This window comes from Methanoculleus methanifontis (assembly GCF_030464365.1).
Classification (GTDB): Archaea; Halobacteriota; Methanomicrobia; order Methanomicrobiales; family Methanoculleaceae; genus Methanoculleus; species Methanoculleus methanifontis.
On record NZ_VCYI01000014.1, the window covers coordinates 38169 to 60995 of the forward strand.

Here is a 22827-nt window from a genome sequence, read left to right on the forward strand (position 1 = left end):
CCAAAACCTCACGCGAAGTGCGAGCGTAGCGAGCTTGAGCACCGCTAGGTGCGAGCCGCGACTGTCCACAGGACGGGAGCGTGAGAAGCCGTAGGCTTCGAGCCGCGAAGGACGCGAATACTGAGCGATACCTGCCGGCAACTTCACTTCGCGGCTTCGCGCTCTTCGCGTGAGACCATGGTTGCCGTCCTGGTACATGCAAGAAATTTCTATAATAAGATGACACGGTGCACTAGTGCAATGATTCCAAACTAACCGGCCAACCCGACCTTCATCGTATCTCCCACGGGACGCTCCTATCCACCCCCACCCAGAGGGCGGGGGCAGTCGTGGCGATACCCTACGGGAAGCCGTGCCAGGGCATCTCCGAACTATAACCTTCCGAAGAGTGCGAAATCTAGTCGGCACCCCTCTGATTGTACTGCTGATTGAGAATCGATGCACTAGTCTTCCGGTTTCTTCCCGGCCGCACAGACATTATACGCCAGGTACGGCAGTTTCTCCTCGATGATCGGCTCCACCTTCCTTGCGAGGTTGAAGACCGGGTTGGCGAGGTTTAAGTGCGCAAACGAGCAGCGGCCGACTGATATATCCGTAAATCCGGCCTCGCGGAAGAGCCCCGTGATCTCGGTGTTGGTGTAGTAATGTTCGTCGAAGTATCCGACGCCCACCTTTTTCAAGCCGACTTTCTCCCCCATCTGGTAGACAAGCGGCACGATGCTCGTAAAGACCGTCCTTGATAAGGTGCAGACCGCGATCCTGCCGCCGGGCTTTAAGACCCGGTAGCACTCCCGGAGCATCCCCTCCGGGTCGGGGACGTAGCTGAAAGCGAGCAGGCTCGCGAGGGCGTCGAAGGTGCCGTCCTTGAACGGGAGGACGTCGGCTGTACCGACGCAGAACCCGCTCTCCGGGCACCGCTGCCGCCCGTGCCTGACCATTCCCGGGCTGATATCGAGCCCGAAGGCCCGGCCCCCTTCCTCGACGTAGCGCTGCACGAAAAGCCCGGTCCCGCACCCGACGTCGAGGAGGAACCCGCCCTTCGGGAGTTCGTTCATCACGTGTTCGGAGATGTGCCCGTGGTAATACTTCCCGCGGCTGCCGTCGTAGCGCTCGTCGTAGATATCCGCGACCTCGTCATAATGCTGCTGTACTTTCTTCACTGAACACCTCCCGGGCGATCCGGGCAAGGAGTGCATTGATCTGCACAAAATCGTTTGCGTTGTGGGAGAGCCGGAGATCCGCGTCGGCGAGCGCAACGGCAAGGGCCGGGTGGTTGTACTCGCGCCTGACCACCTCCCGGAGTTCGCCGACGACCTCCCGCGCCGAGAGCCCGTACTCGATCATCAGCGACTCGGCGATCCGGCGGGCGGCGTTGAAGTTGCCGTCCCGGAGGGCGACGAACGCGGACGTAGCGACGTTTGCGGTCTCGGAACGCGAGATCTCCGCAAGATCGAAGTCCTTCTCCGCTCTCGCGGCTATCTGCAGGTACATGATCGCACGCCGCAGGTCTCCCTGCGCGGCATACACGATCAGGTCGAGATCGTCGGCCGGAACCGCGGCACCTTCCGCGGCGAGGATCTCCTCGAGCCGGGCGCGGACGAGCCCGCTCTCGATCGGGGCGAAGAAGAGCGGCAGGCAGCGCGACGCGATGGCCGGAATGATGGCCGAGGGCCGGACGGTGACGAAGACAAACCGGCAGGTGGCGCTGTATCGCTCCATCGTCCGGCGCAGGGCCTGCTGCGCCTCGAACGTCAGGCCGTGCGCGTCCTCAAAGACCATCAGTTTGAAGTCGGCGTCGAGCGGCCGCATCGAGGCGTACCACTTCACGATCTGTTTGAAGTTGACGATCAGGCTCCGGTCCTTGCGGTAGATCATGCTGAACCGCTCATCCGTCTCGAGCGCGCTCCTCCCCCTTCCGAGAAGGTCGGTCGCGCTGAAGACGGTCGTGTTCGCCTTCCAGTTCTCGCCGTAGAGCCTTTTTGCGAGACACTCGACGGCCGCGGTCTTCCCGGTGCCGTGCGGGCCGGAGATGAGCATGTGGGGCACGCTCCCGGAATCTGCAAACGCCGTTACGTGGCGAACGACCTCGTCCTGTCCGATGATATCGTCGCACCGCCTCGGGCGGTAGACCTCACTCCAGAGCATGGGCCAGTCTCTCTCTCATCTCATCTATTGCCGCCCGGAGAAGATAGGTATTGTCAAGCGAGGCGATCAGATGTTCAGCCTCGCCGGCCTCAAGGGAGGCACACGCCGCGGCGATCGCCGGAATGGCGCGCGTCACCTCGTCGACGATCGCCAGCGTCGCGGTGCGGGCGGTCCGGGAGAGCGGGTTTAGGTCGACGGTGATGACCGCCTTACCCATCTCCCGGAGCGCGGCGCACCGGTCCCCGTCCTCGAGCGGCACCAGCACCACGTCGGCGTCCCCGATCCCCTCGCGAAGGCAGAGCGCCCGGTCGTGGGAGAGCGGGACGATCCGCTCCGGCGTACCCGTGAGGACACGGACGCCGTGCTCCGTAAGGAGCCGGTTGATCCGCTCGATTCGTTCCTCCGTCCGGTGAAAGAGGTTTACTTCGACGTCGGCGCCGCTCGCCCGCTGGAGCGCCGCGATCTCCGCCGCCGCAAGCGCCGCCGTGTTGCCGTTCACCGATATCACCGCGTGCCGTGCGGCGAGAAGCATCGCGGCGGCCGTCCGCTCGGCGAGGGCGGCGCTTTCGGTCGTCTTCTCGCTGAGCAGGTAATCGAACGCCTCCCCGCGCCCGTGGGCGGCGAGCCCTTCCGGTGCGACGATACCCTCGCGGGCGCACCGGGCAATTCGTTCACGGGCGACAAGGGAGCGGTAGCGTGGATGGTCTTTTGGAATCATGGTTTCACCTCGATCAGGTATGCGCCGCGGCGTGCGACGTGGAGGGTGTAGACCTCTCCGAACCGGGAGAGCACCTCCTCCGCAGCCCCGCCTGTGGCAAAGACGCCGTTTCCAAGCATCGTCATACTCGCCGGGACTCTCTCGGCGTCGCAGGCTTCGAGCACCCGCCGCACCCCCGGCGCGACGAGCCTGCTCTTCTCGGCGAACCCCCGCGAGAGCCAGCAGAAGTCAGCGAGGTCACGGGGGCAGCGGTCCGGGAACGCGGCGGCGATCCGTGCCATCGTCCCTGAGGACGAGAGAACCGAGGCGGTCGGGAGCGCCCCGAGGCTCACGGCGTAGAGGGGCTCTTCCGGATAGATGCGGGTGATATCCGCGTGAATCCCCGCTCCCTTCCGGCAGACGACCCCGCCGGAGATGCTCGCGGCGACATCCCCGAGCCCGGTGCGGTGGAGTACCTCGGCCTCGTGTGCTCGTGCGGCCACCTCGTCCGCGGAAAGATCGAGATCGAAGAGACGATTTGCCGCCGTGAGCGTCGCAAGCAACGCCGCCGCCGAGAGCCCGAACCCGGCGCCGATGGGAAGCCGGCACTCCGTCGTGACGCAGGCGGCGACACCCAGCCGTTCGAGGGCGTACTCGACCGGCGGCGATCCGGTGCTCGCGTGACCCTGCCGGACGACCTGGACGCTCGTTTCGCGGGCCTTCTCGACCGTCGAGCGCACCCCTTCACTGATGACCACGCCGGCCCCGACGCTCCCGGTCTCCTCCGGGCCGATTCCTTCGACGCGCCTGAAGTAGCCGGATATATGCCCGGGAGAGAAGGCTACAGCAGTTCTGACCATATCGCTCTGGCGGCCTCCTCTTTGTTCCCGGAGACGTCCCGCGTCCCGCCGGCGCTCATAATACGAAACGATCCCTCCGCCGCGCCCATCGTCGGGGGAGCGTTCACGACGACGACGCTCGCGCCGGCGTCAAGCATCGCTCTCGCCTGCTTCTCCTCGTCCCAGCCCAGTTTGAACGCCACCGTCACGGGGTTGCACGCCGCCGCCACCTCGTCGATGACCTTCGGGAGGGGGTCGAGCCGGACGGTCCGGGGCGACCCGCTCGGGATCTTCCCCTCGTGCCGTTCGGGGGCAAAGTCCGATATCGCGGCCGCGCTGACGTAGATGTCGACCCCTTCGTCGCGGCAGACCGAGAGAACCGCGTCCCGCATCCCGGCCGCGGTCGTGGCGCAGATGTTTCGGACGCAGGGGAACGACCCGCTGTGTACCACCGTCACGTCCGCCCCGAGCCGGAAGGCCTCGAGCGCGAGCGCCCTCCCCATCCGTCCGGTCGACCGGGTGGTGAGGACCCGGATGTCGTCGAGGGGTTCTGCGCACGCCCCGCTCGTGATCAGCACCCGTTTCCCCGCGAGGGGCCGGCCCGAGACCGCCCGTTCGGCGTGGAGGACGATCGTATCGGTATCGGTAATCTTCGCCTTCTCCTCCTCGATCCGGGGATCGACGACGTCGATGCCCCAGGAGCAGAGCCGCCGGAGATTCTCCACGACCCCCGGGTGGCGGTACATGCTCTCGTGCATCGCCGGGACGACCACCACCGGCATCCCCCGGCCGAGCGCCGTCGTCGCGAAGGTCGTGACCGTTGTATCGTCGATCCCGCAGGCGATCTTACCGACGGTATTGGCCGTGCAGGGTGCGACGAGCAGGAGGTCGGCCTCCCCGCCCTCCCCGCAGTAGAGGACGTGCTCCACCAGGCCGGTGATCCGGGTGATTACCGGGCGCCCCGTCGCGTAGGTCAGGGCGTCGGGGTGGACGATCCCGGCTGCTGCCTCCGTCATCACCGCCTGCACCGTCGCCCCCCTGCGGCGCAGGGCGTGAGCGAGTTTCACCGTCTCGACGGCCGCGATGCTCCCCGTCACGGCAAGCACCACTGTTTTTCCCGAAAACGTCTTCACGATATCGTCACATCCTGGACCATGTGCCACGCGTGCGGGCCGTATTTCTTCACCCGGCGGGAGGTCACCGCCGCCGAAAACCCGGCCTCATCCACCCGTTCCCGGATCGTCTCGTTCACGTCCCCGATGCTATGGATGTGGAGCACGCTCCCCTCCCGGACATGGGCGAGGACGTCACCGAGCATCGATGGCGCGTCGAAATGTCCCATCAGGATCCGATCGTAGACCCCGGAGAGGAGTTCCCGGCAGTCGCCGAGTTCTCCTGTGACCCGGCCTCGAACGCGGTTTGCCATAATGTTTCGTTGCAGGTATTCAAAGGCTATTGGGTTGATCTCCATTGCGTGAACCCGTGCACCGCTCATGGCCGCCGGTATGGTGAAGTAGCCGATTCCGGCGAACATGTCGGCGACCCGCTCGCCGGGCCGGACAAGAGAGGCAATCCTCGCCTTTTCGTTGCGGTTGCCCTGCGAAAACATCACCTTTGTCGGATCGAGGAAGAAGGTGTAGCCCTGCTCGCGGTGCCGCACCTCACCGGCGGTGCCGTAGAGGACCTCAATGTCCGGGATGCGCATCTCGCTCAAAAACCCCTTCACCTGGACGACGCCCCGGGGACGGCAGTGCTCCACGATTGCGGTAAGTTCCTCCTTCGTCGGCGCGTCGCCGTGGACGACCGCAACGTCGCCGAGGAGGTGGTAGCCGCGGCCCCGGTAGGTCTCCCGCTCGGGGAGGTCCGTATCGGCAAAATAGCCCTCCCTGACCGGAACCCAGGCGACGCCGCCCTCGACATACGGCCGGCGGGAGGGATCCACCCACTCCGCGTCCGCGATATCGGCGAGAGCAGCCGCCGGCACCTTCCGCGCACGCATGACAGAACTCACCCGACGATGACCAGGCGATCCTGCTCCTCGTCGCGGAGCACCCGGATCGGCTGCCCCTCCACGGGGAATGTCCAGGGCACCGGGTTGACCTCACGCGTCCGGTAGGTCTTTGGATCCATCAGCCCTACGATGCCCGGCTGCGTGAAGACGACGAGCGCGGACTCGGCCTCGCGGATGTTCCCGATGAGGCGCTCGACCTCGGCCTCGGTGAGCGTCCGGCCGCTGCCGGTCGCGAGATCGAAGACCCGGAGGCGCTGGCCGTCGATCTCGCGCACCTCGAAGTAGTTGCCTTTCGAGACCACCACGTCGCCTTTCTGGTAGAACGGTAACCGAATGGAGTAGGTGACCCGGTAGAGCGCTTTCCCGTCCTTCTCCCCGACCAGCTTCGGGTGGGTCGTGAACCGCCCGCCGAGCGCCCCCGTGATCGTCCTTGCGATCTCCTGACCGAGGTGCTGCGTCCCGACGGTGACATCGACGCCGTCCTTTGTGTCCTCGAGTTCCGATATGAACGAGAACCGGTCGCCCGACTGCTGGAGCGACTCTTCGGCCTGCTGTGCAATATTCGCGGAGACCTCGCGCTCGTAGGTGTTGATCTTCCGGCCGGTCCCCCGCACCTGGACGATCCCCTCGTAGTAGCCCCCGGAGATGCGGCTGCACCGGTCGCAGGCCTCCTTCTGCCAGCGGATCTCGGTACTGCAGGCTTCCTGAACCGGGACGCCGTAAAGGGCCGCCTCCACCTCGATGGTGCAGGCCGTCCTGTTCGATGCGATATCTTCGGCGCGGACGGTGACCCGGATATCTTTCGCATCCTCGTGGATGCTGACCGCCGAGACCGCCAGCTCGGCGATGAGGTCTTCGCGCGGCATCTGCAGGTCCGACCAGGTCTTGCCGCGTTTCTGCGACTCGCAGACCGGGCAGTAGACGGCGGTCACGAACGGCTCGCAGGTCAGCAGCCGCACATCCGCGGCCCGGCACTCCGGGCAGAGCCCTTCCTCGCTCGGCTTTCCGCAGCGGGGACAGATGCTCGTCTGGATGGTCATGGATCAGATCCTGAATATCTGGGCGTGCGGCACGTCGCCGATCATGATACAGTCGTTCTCGGAAACCAACCCCATGGCGACGGCGAGGGCTACGACGCGCCTGCCGATGATATTGACGTTCTCCGCGCACGCGAGCGCTCCCCGGACGTCCTCTTCGTCGGCACACTCCGTGCCGTAAAACCCTCCGGAGATGCAGACCTCGACGTCTCCGTGCATCAGGGTGGCGTCCATGAGCTCGGCGTCGCAGGCAGCCACCACTTCACCGGCGCCCGGTATGCGGTGCACTTTCAGGTACATCACATACCGTTTGACGGGAGTCGTCAAAAAGGTGCGCAGTTCCTAAGGAAGCGCGATATCTACGCCGTAGGTGCGCGACGGTGTCTCTGCATGGATGCGCCATGCGTCCTCTTCGGTGATGAGCCCCTCCTCGAAGTACCGGCGCGTGAACCGCGGCACAGACTTCGGCCCGATGACCGCGCCGGGCCTCGCGTTCTCGTCCATGTAGTCGCTCTCCATCGTGAACCGCCGGCCCGACCGGGCGAGCGCGGGGATCTCCTCGTGCCGCGCGATGAACGAGGGCATGAGGGGCGTATCGGGCGTCGCGAAGTGTTTGACGACCTTCTCGACCGGGATACCGGCCCGCCGTGCCATATCGACGACGTCGGCGCACGGTCCGCTCTCGGCGTGGAGCTGGACGGCGCAGCCGCAGTCGGCCCCGAGTTCGAGCGAATGAAGGAGAACCGCGTTCGAGGCGCTGAGCACCTCCGGCGCGACCTCGTAGTGGGGCCGCCCGCTCTTGAGGGCGACGGCCCGCCCATCCTCGACGTAGCGGGCGGCGAGGTCGAGCCCGGCCATCATCACGCCGGCGGCCTCGTCCAGAGTCATCCGTTCCGCGAGCCGGCCTATCTCTGCGGGGTGGACGCCGAGGACCGGATAGACGACGACCCCGGTCTCGCGGACCATCTCCGCCACCCGGAGCGTGGCGTCGAAGACCTCGCGGTAGTCCTCGCCCGACGAGGGTTCGACTCCAAACGACCAGGAGGGTTTTGAGACCAGGAAGATGTGCGTTCCCCCGCTGCGGCGGAAGTCCTTCGCGGCCTCGACGCCCCGGCCGTTTTGCGGGTCGATGTGGATATGGTCGTCAGTGATCGGTATCGCGGGGAGTTTCATGGAACTCGACGATCTCCATCATGGGGTAGTCGTCCTCGAGACGCAGCCGGGCGCGGCAGACGGTCGTCCCGACCCCGGTCGTGATAGCGGCATCGAACATCTTCCCGGCAAGCTCCGAGTAGCCGAACCGGTTCGAGACCATCATATCGCGGTTCAGCCGGACGGTGATACTCGTCACGTAGGGCTGCAGCCCGACGGCCTGCTCGATGGCGGCCTCGACGGCCGCGGCCGTCTCGCGGGCGATGGGCGTCCCGACGAACTGATGGTAGAGGGCGCCGAGTTTGATCCCGGCTTCGAAGGCCGCTTTCTCGCGGTCGGTGATCATGGTTAGTAGGTTTGTGGGTACGGGAGTAAGAAGGTGCGCCCCGGAGGGGGTGAGAAAGAAGGGGTTCTGTTTTACACGCGCTCATAAACACGCAAGAACTCTTCTCGAGAGATACCTGCCTGCGTGCAGATGGTTCGGAGGGTCGGGCCTTTGATTTTGGGGTGATTCGGCATCGTGAGCGGCGTCGTTGTGCCGTCCGGATTGCTGCGGATAAGCGCGATATGGTTGCCCGTCCTGACGATCTGAAAACCGAGCGCCTCCAGCGTTTTCAGCACCTTCCGCTGGGGCGCATCGTGCGGGAACTTCATCTATACAGCGACTTCGGCGACGAAGGTCTCCATGATGTCGTTGTTCTCGAACGCATCGTTCCCGAAGGTCTCTATGTGAAACTGTATGGCGGATTTCACCTCGGCAAGCGCCTCTTCGTAGGTATCCCCCTCTGCAACGACGACACCCTTCAGACCCAGGGGGTAGGCGACATAGCCGTCGGGATGCTTCTCGACGATGATTTTCAAGGTTTTCATGGACACTTATCTCTCCTGCATGTAATCAGAGTAGAGGCGATCAGTGTGATATTCAACTCGTTTGGCGATATACTTTAGCCCGGCTTCTCCACCGGCGAAGGTTGTTGATTCATCTTTCGTTTTCGGTATTGATGGTGCTTCTTCCTGTTGCCGGGTTCACGCTCCCCGGTTCCAGGTTTTCCAGAAGAACACTCCGAGAATCAGCATGACGGCGTAGCCCCCGGCGACGTAATAGGGATACTCTACGGCAACCCCCAGAACCTCCAGAGCCGCCAGCACCGCGAGCCAGAGGAGGAAACCCGAGGCTGAGGCCGCAAGCCCCGCCCTGCCCAAAAGGCGTTCCGCTTCAGGCATCGTATCGCGGGCAAACAGGTGGTAGCCGAGGATGATGAAGACCGGCAGCATTCCGGCGTTGAGCCAGACCTGTACCCTCTGCGGGAATTTGACTATGAATGCTCCCATGGCGTTCGGTTCCGCGAAGAACGTGAAGAGGATCGCCATGAGCACGGCGACCCAGAGGTAGTTTGATCAGATCCGGCGGATTCAATCAATGCCGCGGAATGTCGTACGGTATTACAATTAAGTATACGCCTGCTGGATAGGTTAAGATATGAAACTGCGTGTAGTGCTCGAACCCAGTGAGGAAGGGGGATATACGGTCTATGTACCAAGCCTGCCTGGCTGTATCAGCGAAGGCGATACGAGGGACAAAGCATTGGAAAACATCAGGGAAGCCATTGAGCTGTACCTTGAAACCGTTGAGGATGATCTCGTTTGTAGCGAAACAGCCGAACAGGTTGAGATTGCCGTATGAGCAAGGTGCCTGTTCTTGATTACGACAGGATCGTCATCGCTCTTCAAAGAGACGGGTGGGTTGTCGTCCGCACGCGCGGCAGCCACATTCGACTGCATAAGCATCTGCCGGCTAAAACACTGAAACTGACAGTCCCTATGCACAAACCGCTTAAGCGCTCAACACTTTCGCACATTTTAAAACAGGCCGATATGACGGTAGAAGATCTAAACGATCTCCTCTGAGCCAGTGCATGTGAGTGACAACTCCGGCGGGCTACGTTGACCGACATTCGATCTCCATGAGACCCGGTCTCCCTCCTGGGGAATCTGGGCTGCCCTTCGCGAAAAAGGGTACCTCCTCCCCCTACCCGATCAGCTTCACCAGCCCGTGCCGGGGCTCGAGCACCTCGCCGCCCCGCTTGAGCTGCTCGAGGGTGTGCTCGACCTTGTCGCGGGGGAATCCCTGCTGCACCAGGATCTCGATTACCTCGTCGACCCGTGCCTGGCCGCCGGAGTCGCCCGAGACGTTCCGGATAGCCTCCTTCACCGACCGGATGATGTCGCGCTGCGACTTCGTGACCCCGGTCACGAGTTTGTCGATGTCGAAACTCCCGCTCTCGGCGTCGTAGGCGACCTGCCGGAGACAGCCGTCCACAATCTTGAGGATCCGGTCGGTATCCTCCGTATCGACGGTGCTCGAGAGCCGCATCCTGGCGCTCGCCTCCGCAAGCCGGACCAGCGCCTCGAGTTGCCGGGCCGTGACCGGCACGGGCTTGTTTCCGCTCGCGAGGTTTCTGAGGCGCATGTAGTAGGCGATCAACGCCTCCTTCGCCCCGTCGGAGAGGATGGGGAAGCACGTCCGTTTCGCGTAGGCGATGTACTTCCGCAGAAGCGTCGGGTCGATGTCGGGGATGACCGGCGCAAGCGCCCGCTCGATGTATTTGTCGTCGACGTCGGGCAGCGGTTCATACTCGTGCTGCTTGATCAACTCGCCCACACTGTGGGTCTTGATGATGTGCTGGGCAATCGCCCCGTCGCGCTCGGCCTCCGGCTGATCGGTCATCACGAAGATGAGGTCGAACCGGGAGAGGAGCGACGGCGGCATGTTGATCTGCTCACCGATCGGGACGAACTGGTCGAACCGCCCGAGTTTCGGGTTCGCCGCGCCGAGGAGGGCGCACCGGGACTTCAGGGTCGCGGTGATCCCGGCTTTTGCGACCGAGATCGAGTTGCCGCACCAGACCGGGATGCCGCTTCGCCGGACGTAGAGGGTGTGGTTTGGGACCTCGATGCAGTAGATCGTGCCCTTATACGGCCGCTTCTCGATATGCTGCTTTCCGTTTGTGTTGATGTTCGGCTCGTTCTGACCGTCGCGGATGAAGGTCACCTGGAAGGTGTCGTGGGTCGCCGTCGAGGTCCCGCCCTGGGGGTTGGATATGACCTCCCCGGCCTCCCGCAATCGATAGGTGTTCCCCGACCAGCCCTTCTTCAGCAGGAGCTCGGTGACGTCGTCGGCCAGTCTCCTCGACGAGGTGGTGTATATTGAGACCTCGGTCGTCTTGTTGGTGTAGCCGTCCCCGAGCATGAGCGCATCGAGGAGTATCTCGATCTGCTCAGGGGAAAGGCACTTCGCGTAGTCGGGGACGTACTTCTCGTGGCATTTCCCGAACGGCGCGAGGTGTTCGGCAAGCTGCTTTGCGTTGATCGCGAAGTTCTTGCCGTCGTAGGAGAACCGGAACGCCAGTCGTTCAAGGCACTGCCGAATCGTTTCGGCAGACTCCGGGTTCGTCTGCGATATGATCACGCGATAAGGAACCCCGGTCTGGTGGTGTCGCTGAACCGACCCCTCGGAGAGGAAGTAGCCCAGGAACTCAAGCCAGTCGTCCATCCCAACCGTGATGGGCTCGGTGAGTTTCCCTTCGGCGTTCTGGTTCGCGAACTTGACGACGGGCGGTATCCAATGGGTCTCGTGTCGCTCCCCTGTCCATGCGGCGTTCTTCTTGAACCGCATCTGCTTGTGGATGGGAAGTTCGTCCATGCGGATGAGCCGGAACCCTTCCCACTCGTCGGCACGCCGATTCAGGTTGACGTACATCCGGTGGTTCGGCGTGACCGCGAGGTCGACCTGCCGCGACTTGACGTAGTACATCTCTCCGTCATACTCCGATGCCACGAAGTTGGACGGGGGTGCGTACTCGAGCCTGCCATCGGCAGAGAGTGTCGCGACACGGTCATCCGCGGTCACGTCGCGGAAGAGCTTCCACCCGCTCTCCGTAAGAACCTCGGTCTCGTCGTCGTAGCACTGCTGCTCCATCGCCTCGTGCAGCGCGCTCCGGTCGTCTTTCGCCATCTTGTCCATCTCGTCGACGGCGGCGATCCCCATATCCGCGAGGACCAGCGCACCGGCCTCGAGCGTCCACCGCCCGTCGCCGAACTCGTCCTTGACGGCCGTCGCCGTCAACCCGGCGGAGGTCGACGACTTGCCGCTCGTGTAGATCCCGCGGGGCGAGAGTTTCACGACATACCGCAGGATCTGACTCTTTGCGATACCCGGGTCGCCGACCAGGAGGACGTGGACGTCGCCGCGGAGGCGGGAGCCGTCCGGCATATCCTTCGCGATGCCGCCGAAGAGCTGGAGCGCGATCGCCTCCTTCACATCGTCAGTGCCGTAGATCGTCGGCGCAATCGACCGGGCGATCTTCTTGTAGACCATGGGGTCGCGGGCGAGCGCCATGATATTCGCCTCGTCCTCCTCGGTGATCGAGACCTCCTCGAACTCCTTCTCGGCGACCTCGATGGAGTTGCACTCCAGGTAGATGTCAAAGAGCGTGCTCTTCTGGCCGTAGTTGACCCTCTGCACCGACCGGAGGATGCCGTTCACCACCACCCGGTCGCCCGGCGAGACCATGCCGGTCAGGTCGTCGGTGACGTCGATATCGAGCGTCTGGGGCTGTTCACCGCCCCGGAGGCCTTCCGGGGACTCCTGGATCCGGAGTTTCTGGGCGTCGACGAACCGGCACCGGTTCATCACCAGGTCGAGACGGGTCTTGCGCTCGCAGTTCGGGCAGAAATCAGGCTCGTCGAACCGCCCGTAGCCCTGTGGAACCGGGTCGGTGTTCTTGCCGCAGGTGCGGCAACGGAAGACCGCGGTGACGATCCGGGGACGGACCTCCGTGGTCTTTCGGAGGATCCCCTCGAGGGCGACGAAGGTGTTGATCTGGTCCGCCCGGATGTCGCGGACGTTCGTCTTCTGCGGCAGGTTCGTGAACCGGACGTTGATCAGGTCGGGGTCCTGGCCGTCCTTCAGTTTGAGGAGTTTGTTCTGGATGATCGCGTCCCGGATATCCCCGATGACCTTGCCCGGGCTCCGCAGGAGCTCGAACGCCAGTTTGTTGTTCAGGATCTTGCGGTAATCGATGATGAGCGAACGGTTGTGCGGGTACTCGCGGGAGAGTTCGGCAAGTTCCCGCCTGTACTGCTTCTTCAGGAACTTCGTCCACTCACCGACGTTGTCGGTGACCTCGACGGTAATCTCTTCGGTCAAGACAGAATCCTCAGCGGTGCTGCTCTGCGGCGAGGACGAACCGTGCGAGCAGCGCCTCCATCTGGATATCGCTGCTCGCCCCTTCCGAGAGGCGGAAGTCGGTCTCGCCAAGGGCGTCGATCAGCTTCACTTTGAGCGTCCGGTCGATATCGCGCTGGACCAGCGCCCGGTAACACTGGTTGATCAGCTCGTTCGGGGCGATGCCCCGGCCGCGGGTCAGGTCGGAGAGCGCCTGCTCCGCCTCGTCAAACCTCCCCGCTATCGAGAGGTCGAGGAGTTCGTCGATCTCCTCAGGGCGGGCGGTCGCGGTGATCGCGTAGACCGTCTCCTCGTCGATATCCGTCCGGAGGATGGCGGCGCCCTGCAGGGCGTTGATTGCTTTCCTCATATCCCCCGAGGCGACGTAGACGATGGCGTCGAGCGCCCCCTCCGTGACCGTGAGGCCTTCGGCCGCGGCAATCCGCCTGACCTCCTCGATGACCGCTTCCCGGTCAAGCGGCCTGAACCGGTATATAGCGCACCGGCTCTGGATGGGGTCGATGATCTTCGAGGAGTAGTTGCAGGAGAGGATGAACCGGCAGGTGCGGGCGTAGGTCTCCATCGTCCGGCGGAGAGCCGCCTGCGCATCCGTTGTGAGTGCGTCCGCTTCGTCGAGGAAGAGGATCTTGAACGTCGCCCCGCCAAGTGGCGATGTCCGGGCGAACTCTTTGATCTGGTTTCTGACGACGTCGATGCCCCGCTCGTCGGAGGCGTTCATCTCGCGGAAGTTCGTCTGCCAGGTGTCGCCGAAGAACTCCCGGGCGAGCGCCACGGCGGCGGTGGTCTTCCCGATCCCCGCGCTGCCCGTGAAGAGGAGGTGCGGCAGGTTGCCGGTCTTCACGTAGGACTGGAGGCGCACCACGATATCCTTCTGTCCGACCATCTCGTCGAGTCTTCTGGGCCGATACTTCTCTATCCAGATGGTGTGGTTGCCGTCCATTTGCATAGGTGTTGGTGCTCGTCCATCGTAAAAGGATCGTCATCCGTTCCGGTGATCCTTTTTAGAGGATTGAGGGTGAACAGATACGTACGGATACGTATGGAAATACCGGGAGTTCGCGTGGAGATCCGGCCGGGTCTCCCGCCCCGGCATATCCGCACCCCCTTCCTCGAACGGACGGATTTATGGAACCTGCAGAACGGGTATTTGCGCAGGACTTTGCCGCCGCGCGGCACACGGCGGACGCCGGCGACGGCCGGAACGGCTCGTACGTGGTGACGCCGGGAGCCGCCTGGTGCCGCCGCCTCTTCATCGTCGGCGCCCTCACCGAGAAGAGGGGGAGCGGCGACGTCATGCAGGCCCGGCTTGCCGATCCCACCGGCGCGTTCCAGGTCTCGGTCAACTGGCAGAGCCCGGACGCGGTCGAGACGCTGGGCTACATCGAACCGCCCGCGTTCGTCGCTGTCACCGGCCGGGCGGCGCTGACCGGATCCGGCGATCGAGCGTGCGCGACGGTGGAGGCCGAGGCGCTCAGTGTGGTGAACCGCACCGCCCGCGACCTCTGGGTGCTCTCGACCGCCGGCGCGACCCTCGACCGGCTCGAAGCGCTCCGGGACGGCGGCGACGAACGGATCGAAGCCGCCCGCCGCCTCTACGGGATCACGGACGAGGATATCCGCGGGATGGCCGCGATGGTGGGTACAGCGCTTGCGACCGTCCGCCCGGATATCGCCGTCGGCGCGATCGCGCCCCTTGTCGCCCGCGACCTCCTTCTCGATGCCCTTGAGGGAGAAGGCGGCGCCCGGGGCATCGAATTCGAAGACGCCGTCGCCATCGGGGTGCGCTCGGGCCTCTCCGCCCGGGAGGCACGCGCCGCGCTCGAGGAACTCCTCGCCGCAGGGGAATGCTACCAGCCCGCATCGGGCATGATAAAACCGATCTGACACGATAATGCACCTTCACTTCATCGAGAACGGCCCCGCCCTCCTGGTCGAGAGCGACCGGCGGGTGCTGGTCGTCGCCGACCTGCACATGGGCATCGAATCGGGCCTCGAACGTCACGGCGTCCACATCGCGAGCCGGAGCGCCGCCCGGGCCGACCGGGTGATCGCCTGCATCGAAGAGACGCAGCCCGACCTCCTCCTCCTCCTCGGGGACGTCAAGCACAATGTCCCGGTAACGAGCAGGCAGGAGTACCGGGAACTCCCCGGCGTACTCCGGTCGTTTAGGGACCGGGTGCCGATAGCCGTCGCCCCGGGCAACCACGACGGCGGCATCGGACGTTTCCTCGAGCCCGGCGAACTCCTCCCCGCCGAGGGCACGCTCATCGACGGCGTCGGCTACCTGCACGGCCACACGCATCCCGTCCCCGAACTCCCCGGCCACCTCGTCGTCGTCGGCCACCACCATCCGGTCGTCTCGCTCGTGGACACCGTCGGGTGCGCCGCACGCGCCCGGCCGGCCTACCTATACTCGGTGGTCGAGGAGCCGTCCGGGGAGCGCACCCGGCTCCTCTTCGTCCCGGCCTTCAACGAGTTCGCGGGCGGGATCGACGTCGGGCGGCTGCAACAGAGCGGGCTCGGCCCCCTCTCCCGGCGCATAGACAAAAATTCCGCGGAGGTGTACCTCGCAGATGGCACGTACGTCGGCTCCCCGGCCACGCTCTGCCCCGCAGACGACCGCTGACCTCCTCGACCCGCGGGTGCGGGAGGTCGTCGGGAGGCGCGGGTTCACCGGGTTCTCGGCAGCGCAGGAGCAGGCCATCCCGCGGCTCCTTGCGGGGGAGAACCTTGTCCTGGTGGCGCCGACCGGCACGGGGAAGACCGAGAGCGCGATGCTCCCGGTCTTCGACCGGCTTCTTGAGACCGTCGGCGCAGGGTTCAAGGCGCTCTACATCACGCCCCTCCGGGCCCTGAACCGGGATATCCTCGCGCGGATGGAGTGGTGGTGCCGCGAACTCGGCCTCTCGGTCGGCGTCCGGCACGGGGACACCCCGCAGAACGAGCGGCGGAAGCAGGCGCTCAACCCCCCCGACCTCCTCATCACCACCCCGGAGTCGCTGCAGGCGCTCCTCATGGGCAAACGCCTCCGCGAGCACCTCAAGAACGTGAAGTACGTCATCATCGACGAGATCCACGAACTCGCCGACAGCAAACGGGGAGCGCAACTCGCGGTAGCACTCGAACGCCTGGCCGAATACGCGGGGGAATTCCAGCGGATCGGCCTCTCGGCGACCGTCGGGAACCCGGACGATATCGGCCGGTTCCTCACCGGACCCCGGCCGTTCTCGCTCGTCGAGGTGCCGGTCGCGAGCAGCCTCGATATCAGCGTCCGGTTCGCCGGGGAAGACTTCGGCGCCCAGGCGCGCGCCGTCGGGAAATGCCTGGACTCCCCCGGTTCCACCCTCGTCTTCGTCAACACCCGGGTTACGGCGGAGGCGCTCGGCCACCGCCTCTACTCCCGCGGCGACGTCGAGGTCCACCACGGCTCGCTCTCGCGGGACGTCAGGGTCGATGCCGAGGAGCGGTTCAGGAAGGGCGAGGTCCGGACGCTGATCGCCACATCCTCGATGGAACTCGGGATCGATATCGGGCACATCGAGCACGTCGTCCAGTTCGGCTCCCCCCGGCAGGTCTCGCGCCTGGTGCAGCGGATCGGCCGGGCTGGCCACCGCCTCGACGCCGTCTCGCGCGGGACCGTCCTCGCCACGGGGTTTGACGACCTCCTCGAGTCGCTCGTGATCGCACGGAGGGCAAGGGCGAACGAGTGTGAGCGGATCGTCCCGCCCGCCGGCGCCGCCGACGTCCTCGCGAACCAGGTGGCGGCGATCGCGGTCGAGTACGGCGAGATCGAGGTCTCCCGCGTCCGGGAGATGATCGAGCGGTCGAACGTCTTTGGCGGATGCGGGCCGCTCCTCGACGACGTCTGCCGCCAGATGGCCGAGCACCGGCTGATCCGGCTTGACGGGACCCGGATCGTCCGGACGGGCCGGGCGCGGCGCTACCTCATCGAGAACCTCTCGATGATCCACGACGAGAAGAAGATGGAGATCTTCGACATGGTCTCGCGCCGCACGGTCGGGACGCTCGACGAGTCGTTCGTCCTCGGGTGGATGCACACCGGCGCGGTCTTCATCACCAAGGGCCAGCTCTGGCGGGTGCTCGAGATCGAGGGCACGCGGATCACGGTCGAGCCGGCCACGAAGGCGAAAGGAGAGGTTCCGTCGTGGGAAGGAGAGCAGATCCCGGTGCCGTTCGCCGTCGCCCGGGAGGTCGGGGCGCTCCGGCGGACCCGGAAGTTCGACCGCTACTCAAACGTCCCCGGTGCGATCGCCTACGCGGAGCGGTTCATCTCCGGGATGGACAGGGGGAACTACCCGGTCCCCTCGGACACCCTCGTCACCCTCGAGAATGCGGACGAGGGCGTGGTCTGCAACGTCTGCGGCGGGCACAAGGCGAACGAAGCGCTGGCCCGGGCGCTCTCGGTCCTCCTCTCCGCCCGCTACGGGACGAGCGTCGGGATCGAGGTCGGGGCCTACCGGTTCCTCCTCCGCCTGCCCGACAACGTCCGCTCACTCGAGGTGCAGGAGACCCTCGCGGCGCTCGAACCCGACCACCTCCCCGGGATCCTGAAGCTCGCCCTGAAACGAACGGCGCTTTTCAAGTGGAAACTCGTGCAGGTGGCGAAGAAGTTCGGCGCCATCGACGCGGACGCCGACTACGAGCGGTTCAGCATCCACCGGCTCATCGACCTCTTCGACGGAACGGTCATCGCGGCCGAGGCCTACCGCGAGCTCTTCACCACCTCCATGGACGTGGACGCGGCGCAGGAGATCCTCTCGTCGGTCCGCGACGGCCGCATCGCCGTCGCCACAGGACGGCTGAGCCCGCTCGGGAGCGAAGGGCTCTCGTCCTCGCGGGACATGATCCCGCCGCCGATGGTCGACCAGGCGGTGATCGGAACGCTCGAGCGCCGCCTCGAGAAGGAGGACGTCGTTCTCTTCTGCATGAACTGCCGGAAGTGGAAGAGCCGGACGGTTGTCGAGCGCGTCCCCGATAAGCCGCAGTGCCCCCTCTGCAACGCCCGCCTCATCGCGGCGTTGAAACCCTGGGACGAAGACCTCATACCGGCGGTGCGAAAAAAGAACAAATCCGAGGAGGAGCGGGCGATCGAGGTCCGGTTCCTCAGGAACGCAAACATCGTTCTCTCCAGCGGAAAGAAAGCGGTGACCGCCCTCGCAGCAAAGGGCGTCGGCCCGGAGGTCGCCTCACGGATCCTCGCGACCCTGACCGAAGGGGACGCCTTCTATCGGGAGGTTTTGAAGGCCGAGCGGAACTATGTGAAGACGCATAGGTACTGGTAGGGTTTTATTCAGGCGGGGGTTCTGAGAGCGGCACGTTCACGAGGCGATTCTTGGGCGTGGTGGTGTGACAAGGGGATCCCGGGGTTTTAGACAAGCCCGGTACAGTGGACCGTGGGGATATCGCCACTGGGGGAGGGGATGACGGGGAGGGGGCATGCCCCCTCCCCTGTCTCCACTCGTAAGCTGATGTCTACAACCCCCGCCCGGCCTGCGGCCTCCTCCCCCGCACCTTCGCACCTGCGGTGCTCAAACTCCGTTCCTGATGGAACATCGTTCTTCGGTGCTCAAACTCCTGCCGTCCGCTACGCTCCCGGCAGTCGTTCCCCGCACCTTCGCACCTGCGGTGCTCAAACTCCGTTCCTGATGGAACATCGTTCTTCGGTGCTCAAACTCCGGCCCTAGAGCCCGTCGCACCCCGCCCCAGGGGGCGGGGGCAGTGCGTGGCGATATCCCCACGAAATCCGTGCGTGAGAGTTGTGGTGATTCAAGGGACGACGTTCCGCACACTCCAAGTATGATTACCCTCAGATGCGGGCACCAACAAGACCCCCTTCGGGCCCGGACACTCCGCCGGCGCATGCAGGCAGGATGTCTTGGAGGCGAATCGAACCCCGGCCAAAAATCAGGGGGCCCCCGGGCCCCCGGCAAAAAGAACGTAACGGAAAAACAGGGTTACATTATAGTTTCGAGCCGCTGCTCCAGGAAATCAAGCCCTCTCTTGATGTCCTCGACGGTCTTCCCGCCGGTCAGGATGATCTTGCCGGAACTGAAGAGAAGGGCGACGATCTTCGGGTCCTCGATGCGGTAGACGAGCCCCGGGAACTGCTCGGGTTCATACTCGATGTTCTCGAGGTTGAGGGTGATGACTACCTTGTTTAAGTTGATGTACTTGCCCATGTCGTACGAACAGACGATGTTCGTGACCGCGACCTGCGGCTCGTCATACGTGTCGACTCCGGCATCGCGGAGCGACTGCATGATGATACCAAGGCCGTCATGCAGGTCCTGGTTGTTCCTGATACCGGTGAGCACCACTTTTCCCGAGGAAAATATCAGGGATGCGATTTTTGGTTTCTCGATGCGGTAGACCGCCCCGGGGAACCTCTTTGTATTCAACTCGCAGTTTTTTATTTTATCTGATACGTTTTCGAGGTCGATAGCGTCGGCAATTACCCCGGAGGCAACGATGTTCTCAATTTTCAGTGACTCGTATCCCTTCTCATCCATCGATATGAGTATCATTTTTTGAACCATAATACTAATGGGTAATCTTTATGCTCAATCCGGATACAGAGCGTGTTTCAACTTCGTGAATGCTTTAAACCATAAACGCGCAACTTTTAAGGGATCGCGTTATGGCAGATGAAGAGCAAAACCTACCGTCCTACGAAGACCTCTGCGCCAATTTTACGATAAATGTTCCTGAATACTATAACTTCGGCTTCGACGTGATCGACGCGTGGGCGAAGAAGGACCGGAACAAACTGGCGATGATATGGGTTGACCAGAAAGGAAACGAGAAGAAATACACCTTCTTTGACCTCATGCGCCTCTCGAATCAGGCGGTCAACATCTGCCTGAAATATGGTATCAAGAAGGGTGACCGGGTCATGCTGATGCTCCCCCGGACGCCGGAATGGTGGATCTTCACCATCGCCCTGATCAAACTCGGCGCAGTCTACTGCCCCGCGACGACGATGCTGACCCCCAAAGACCTGAAATACCGCATCCAGGCAGCTGATATCAGGATGATCATCACCATGGCCGAGCACGCGGACAAGGTCGAGGAGATCCGCGAAGAGTGCCCCACGCTCGCTGTCCGGCTCATGATCGACGGCGTGCGGGACGGATGGGTCAGCTACCCCGTCGAGCTCGACTACCCCGCGCCCTGTTCGCACAAACTGGTGAACCTCCCCGGCATGCACCGGACGAAAGCGACCGACCCGCTGCTGATCTTCTTCACCTCCGGCACCACCGGTGAGCCGAAGATGGTGGTCCACGCCCACTCCTACCCGCTCGGGCACCTCGTCACCGCGCAGCTGTGGCACGACCTGCGCCCGAACGACCTGCACCTCACGATCTCCGATACCGGTTGGGGAAAGAGCGCGTGGGGGAAACTCTTCGGTCAGTGGATCGTCGGCGCCTGCATCTTTGTCTATGACATCCGGGGCCGGTTCCACGCCACCGAGATCCTCCCGCTGCTGGAGCGGTACGGGGTCACGACGTTCTGCTGTCCCCCGACCATCTACCGGATGCTCATCCTCGCCGACCTCGACAAGTTCGATCTCGCCGACCTGCGGCACTGCTGCAGCGCCGGTGAAGCCCTCAACCCAGAGGTGATCCGGGCATGGGAGGAGGGAACGGGCAGGACGATCTACGAGGGCTACGGCCAGACCGAAACGGTGCTCTGCATCGGGACGCTTCCCGGCATGAAGACCAAACCCGGCTCGATGGGAAGGCCGATGCCCGGCTGGCAGATTGAACTTCACGACGACGACGGCAACCCGGTGGGCATCGGGGATGAAGGGCGCATCGGGATCAGGCTCGATCCCCGGCCCGTCGGGCTCTTCTCCGGTTACCTGGACAACGGCGAAGAGAACCACAAGGTCTTCTCGAACGGGTTCTACTACACCGGCGACAAGGCCTACATGGACGAGGACGGCTACTTCTGGTTCATAGGGCGCGACGACGACGTCATCAAGTCATCTGGTTACCGGATTGGGCCGTTCGAGGTCGAGAGCGCCCTCATGGAGCACCCGGCCGTCCAGGAGGCGGCGGTCGTCGGGTCGCCCGACGTGCTCCGCGGGCTGGTCGTCAAGGCCTTCATCGTCTTGAAACCCGGGTACCGGCCCACGGAGTCGCTGGTCAAAGACATCCAGAAACAGGTCAAGCAGGTGACGGCGCCCTACAAATACCCCCGCCTGATCGAGTTCGTGGAGTCGCTTCCGAAGACCATCTCCGGCAAGATCAAGCGGTATGAACTGCGTGAACTGGAGATGAAGCGGTTCATGGACAACAACTCCCGGGACTCTCCTGCCGTTGGAGAGGGCGGAGAGTAATTACATTTATTTTGTTGGAGATGCTACAGTATTAGGCGCGAGGAACGCCGGGGCACGCCAACGGCGGAGGGTCGCCACACATTCGCGCGAGAGTTGCCAAGCCAGGTCAAAGGCGCCAGGTTCAGGGCCTGGTCTCGTAGGAGTTCGCCGGTTCGAATCCGGCCTCTCGCATGCATTTTTTCAGGAGGGGTTCGGCATCTTCTTCTTTATCTTGTCTGCCACATCAGCTACTCCTCCTGTCCGGGTGTTTCCGTTGGGACATTAAGTGGTTCTTCTTTATAATCTCATGGAAAACCGCCTTATGGCATCTTTCGCTCCCGCTCCGGCCAGCAGAACGGTACCGCAACCCTGCCCCGGAGCAGACTCAAGCCCTTTTAGTCCTCCTGTGTCAACCCCTGACCAAGCGGCACGATACCCGTCCGGGATCGTGCCGGGGAAAGGCCACGATTATGAATACGTGCACATTCACTGTAAAACCGGTCGGCACCGTGCATGCTGACAACGAATCGTTCTCGATCAAGATTTCCAGGCCGTTTCGGCCCGCGCTTCCGGGACTTGACGGGTTCAGCCACCTCGTCGTGCTCTGGTGGGTAGACCGGGTCGATACGCCGGAGTGCCGGGACGAGACGGTCTGCAAAAAACCGTACACGAGGGGGCCCGAGACGGTCGGGATCTTCGCCACCCGGTCACCCGCCCGGCCGAACCCGATCGCGCTCTCGGTGGTTCCGGTCATCGATATCGATACCGCGTCAGGCGTCATCTGGGTCGGGTATATCGATGCCGACGACGCGACGCCGGTGCTGGACATCAAGCCCTATCTCCCGGCCACCGAACGGGTTCGGGAAGTGAGCGTGCCCGCATGGTCGTCTCACTGGCCGCAGTGGTACGAGGACAACCCGGGGTTCGACTGGGCGGCGGAGTTCACCTTCGAGGAATGAGGGATACAAAGAATCGCGACTGACCGTACGGTGCAAAAAAATGTAGGGTTATTTGATCCTACCGAACTCCTGGCTCACGTCTGCTGCGGACTGGAAACTCTTGTCCTGGAACATCTCGATGACCTGGATCACCGCGTCGGGTGCGTTGTTCTTCCGTGCGTGGCTGATCAGGTCCTGCTTGCCGGCCGGGTAGTCCATACCGCTGAGGTACTTCTGGAATGCGGATGCACTCAGCTCCTGGACGGAGGATGCCTGTGCTGCAGAGGCCATTCCGCCTTTAATTGAAGGTCTCTCTTCTGCCATAGTTCTCACCACCTTTTTTCCTGCATCCCGCATCGCGAGACACACGGCTGCCTCCATAGATCTGATTAAATAAAAATGTTGCTGTAGTGTTTGGA

24 protein-coding genes and 1 tRNA gene are annotated in these 22827 nt (G+C 63.6%); 8 read left to right on the plus strand and 17 right to left on the minus strand.

All coding sequences use genetic code 11. The annotated features are described in order from the left end of the window. Window positions 1–443 precede the first annotated feature (443 nt). The 13 genes from FGW20_RS10560 to FGW20_RS10620 all read right to left on the minus strand — a co-directional run bounded on the left by FGW20_RS10560 (window position 444) and on the right by FGW20_RS10620 (window position 9252). Window positions 444–1160, minus strand: coding sequence for a class I SAM-dependent methyltransferase (locus tag FGW20_RS10560; protein ID WP_301678055.1), 717 nt, complete (start codon window positions 1158–1160; stop codon window positions 444–446). After that, window positions 1135–2145 (minus strand): AAA family ATPase, encoded by a 1011-nt coding sequence (locus tag FGW20_RS10565; protein WP_301678056.1) that lies wholly within the window; start codon window positions 2143–2145, stop codon window positions 1135–1137. Before FGW20_RS10565 ends, FGW20_RS10560 begins: the two co-directional genes overlap by 26 nt. Next, complete coding sequence (locus tag FGW20_RS10570) at window positions 2132–2863, minus strand: 4-phosphopantoate--beta-alanine ligase (protein ID WP_301678058.1); 732 nt, start codon at window positions 2861–2863, stop codon at window positions 2132–2134. The genes FGW20_RS10565 and FGW20_RS10570 overlap by 14 nt, the downstream gene beginning before the upstream one ends. Continuing rightward, complete coding sequence (locus tag FGW20_RS10575) at window positions 2860–3702, minus strand: pantoate kinase (protein WP_301678060.1); 843 nt, start codon at window positions 3700–3702, stop codon at window positions 2860–2862. Before FGW20_RS10575 ends, FGW20_RS10570 begins: the two co-directional genes overlap by 4 nt. Next, window positions 3684–4814, minus strand: coding sequence for a bifunctional phosphopantothenoylcysteine decarboxylase/phosphopantothenate--cysteine ligase CoaBC (gene coaBC / locus FGW20_RS10580; RefSeq protein ID WP_301678061.1), 1131 nt, complete (start codon window positions 4812–4814; stop codon window positions 3684–3686). Before coaBC ends, FGW20_RS10575 begins: the two co-directional genes overlap by 19 nt. Continuing rightward, window positions 4811–5680, minus strand: coding sequence for a class I SAM-dependent methyltransferase (locus tag FGW20_RS10585; RefSeq protein ID WP_301678062.1), 870 nt, complete (start codon window positions 5678–5680; stop codon window positions 4811–4813). Before FGW20_RS10585 ends, coaBC begins: the two co-directional genes overlap by 4 nt. 8 nt (window positions 5681–5688) lie before the next feature. Then, entirely contained in the window at window positions 5689–6732 is a 1044-nt protein-coding gene (locus tag FGW20_RS10590) for a 60S ribosomal export protein NMD3 (RefSeq protein WP_301678063.1), read from the minus strand. Between the two features lie 3 nt (window positions 6733–6735). Then, window positions 6736–7029, minus strand: a complete 294-nt coding sequence (locus tag FGW20_RS10595; RefSeq protein WP_301678064.1) for a DUF424 domain-containing protein — start codon at window positions 7027–7029, stop codon at window positions 6736–6738. Window positions 7030–7071: 42 nt separating this feature from the next. Next, the gene (locus FGW20_RS10600; RefSeq protein ID WP_301678065.1) at window positions 7072–7902 is read right to left on the minus strand and encodes a TatD family hydrolase; all 831 of its coding nucleotides are present in this window, start codon (window positions 7900–7902) and stop codon (window positions 7072–7074) included. After that, the gene (locus tag FGW20_RS10605; RefSeq protein ID WP_301678066.1) at window positions 7874–8227 is read right to left on the minus strand and encodes a dihydroneopterin aldolase family protein; all 354 of its coding nucleotides are present in this window, start codon (window positions 8225–8227) and stop codon (window positions 7874–7876) included. The genes FGW20_RS10600 and FGW20_RS10605 overlap by 29 nt, the downstream gene beginning before the upstream one ends. A 71-nt stretch (window positions 8228–8298) precedes the next feature. Beyond that, window positions 8299–8535, minus strand: coding sequence for a type II toxin-antitoxin system HicA family toxin (locus FGW20_RS10610; protein WP_048114159.1), 237 nt, complete (start codon window positions 8533–8535; stop codon window positions 8299–8301). Beyond that, window positions 8536–8751: a type II toxin-antitoxin system HicB family antitoxin gene (locus FGW20_RS10615; protein WP_048114158.1), complete on the minus strand. Its 216-nt coding sequence runs from the start codon at window positions 8749–8751 to the stop codon at window positions 8536–8538. It abuts the gene before it with no gap. Between the two features lie 156 nt (window positions 8752–8907). Beyond that, a complete protein-coding gene (locus FGW20_RS10620; RefSeq protein WP_301678067.1) occupies window positions 8908–9252 on the minus strand; it encodes a hypothetical protein in 345 nt (114 codons plus the stop codon). Between the two features lie 109 nt (window positions 9253–9361). On the opposite strand from FGW20_RS10620, the gene FGW20_RS10625 reads away from it, so the two are divergent. After that, a complete protein-coding gene (locus FGW20_RS10625; protein ID WP_301678068.1) occupies window positions 9362–9565 on the plus strand; it encodes a type II toxin-antitoxin system HicB family antitoxin in 204 nt (67 codons plus the stop codon). Beyond that, window positions 9562–9789 (plus strand): type II toxin-antitoxin system HicA family toxin, encoded by a 228-nt coding sequence (locus FGW20_RS10630; RefSeq protein WP_048114155.1) that lies wholly within the window; start codon window positions 9562–9564, stop codon window positions 9787–9789. Before FGW20_RS10625 ends, FGW20_RS10630 begins: the two co-directional genes overlap by 4 nt. A gap of 121 nt (window positions 9790–9910) precedes the next feature. Here the strand turns inward: FGW20_RS10630 and FGW20_RS10635 are convergent, their stop codons facing one another. Both FGW20_RS10635 and FGW20_RS10640 read right to left on the minus strand, forming a co-directional pair. Then, window positions 9911–13090, minus strand: coding sequence for an LAGLIDADG family homing endonuclease (locus FGW20_RS10635; RefSeq protein ID WP_301678069.1), 3180 nt, complete (start codon window positions 13088–13090; stop codon window positions 9911–9913). 10 nt (window positions 13091–13100) lie between these two features. Further along, window positions 13101–14069 (minus strand): replication factor C small subunit, encoded by a 969-nt coding sequence (locus tag FGW20_RS10640; protein WP_301678070.1) that lies wholly within the window; start codon window positions 14067–14069, stop codon window positions 13101–13103. Window positions 14070–14254: 185 nt separating this feature from the next. Between FGW20_RS10640 and FGW20_RS10645 the strand changes: the two genes are divergently transcribed. Genes FGW20_RS10645 through FGW20_RS10655 form a run of 3 tightly spaced genes read left to right on the plus strand, consistent with a single transcriptional unit; the run spans window position 14255 to window position 18432 of the window. Next, window positions 14255–15013 carry a hypothetical protein gene (locus FGW20_RS10645; protein ID WP_301678071.1) on the plus strand — a complete coding sequence of 253 codons (759 nt, stop codon included), beginning with the start codon at window positions 14255–14257 and terminating at the stop codon, window positions 15011–15013. A gap of 7 nt (window positions 15014–15020) precedes the next feature. Further along, on the plus strand, window positions 15021–15755 hold the full coding sequence (locus FGW20_RS10650) for a metallophosphoesterase (protein ID WP_301678072.1): 735 nt from the start codon (window positions 15021–15023) through the stop codon (window positions 15753–15755). Next, window positions 15703–18432: a DEAD/DEAH box helicase gene (locus FGW20_RS10655; protein WP_301678073.1), complete on the plus strand. Its 2730-nt coding sequence runs from the start codon at window positions 15703–15705 to the stop codon at window positions 18430–18432. Before FGW20_RS10650 ends, FGW20_RS10655 begins: the two co-directional genes overlap by 53 nt. A 672-nt stretch (window positions 18433–19104) precedes the next feature. On the opposite strand, the gene FGW20_RS10660 is transcribed toward FGW20_RS10655, so the two are convergent. Then, window positions 19105–19659 (minus strand): TATA-box-binding protein, encoded by a 555-nt coding sequence (locus tag FGW20_RS10660; protein WP_301678074.1) that lies wholly within the window; start codon window positions 19657–19659, stop codon window positions 19105–19107. A 128-nt stretch (window positions 19660–19787) separates the two neighbouring features. On the opposite strand from FGW20_RS10660, the gene FGW20_RS10665 reads away from it, so the two are divergent. The 3 genes from FGW20_RS10665 (at window position 19788) to FGW20_RS10675 (ending at window position 22429) form a co-directional block, all read left to right on the plus strand. Next, complete coding sequence (locus FGW20_RS10665) at window positions 19788–21491, plus strand: AMP-binding protein (protein ID WP_301678075.1); 1704 nt, start codon at window positions 19788–19790, stop codon at window positions 21489–21491. 86 nt (window positions 21492–21577) lie between these two features. Next, window positions 21578–21662 (plus strand) — tRNA-Leu (locus FGW20_RS10670). A 278-nt stretch (window positions 21663–21940) separates the two neighbouring features. After that, window positions 21941–22429 (plus strand): SAM-dependent methyltransferase, encoded by a 489-nt coding sequence (locus FGW20_RS10675; protein ID WP_301678076.1) that lies wholly within the window; start codon window positions 21941–21943, stop codon window positions 22427–22429. A gap of 48 nt (window positions 22430–22477) precedes the next feature. On the opposite strand, the gene FGW20_RS10680 is transcribed toward FGW20_RS10675, so the two are convergent. Next, window positions 22478–22732, minus strand: a complete 255-nt coding sequence (locus tag FGW20_RS10680; protein ID WP_301678077.1) for a DUF2795 domain-containing protein — start codon at window positions 22730–22732, stop codon at window positions 22478–22480. Window positions 22733–22827 lie beyond the last annotated feature (95 nt).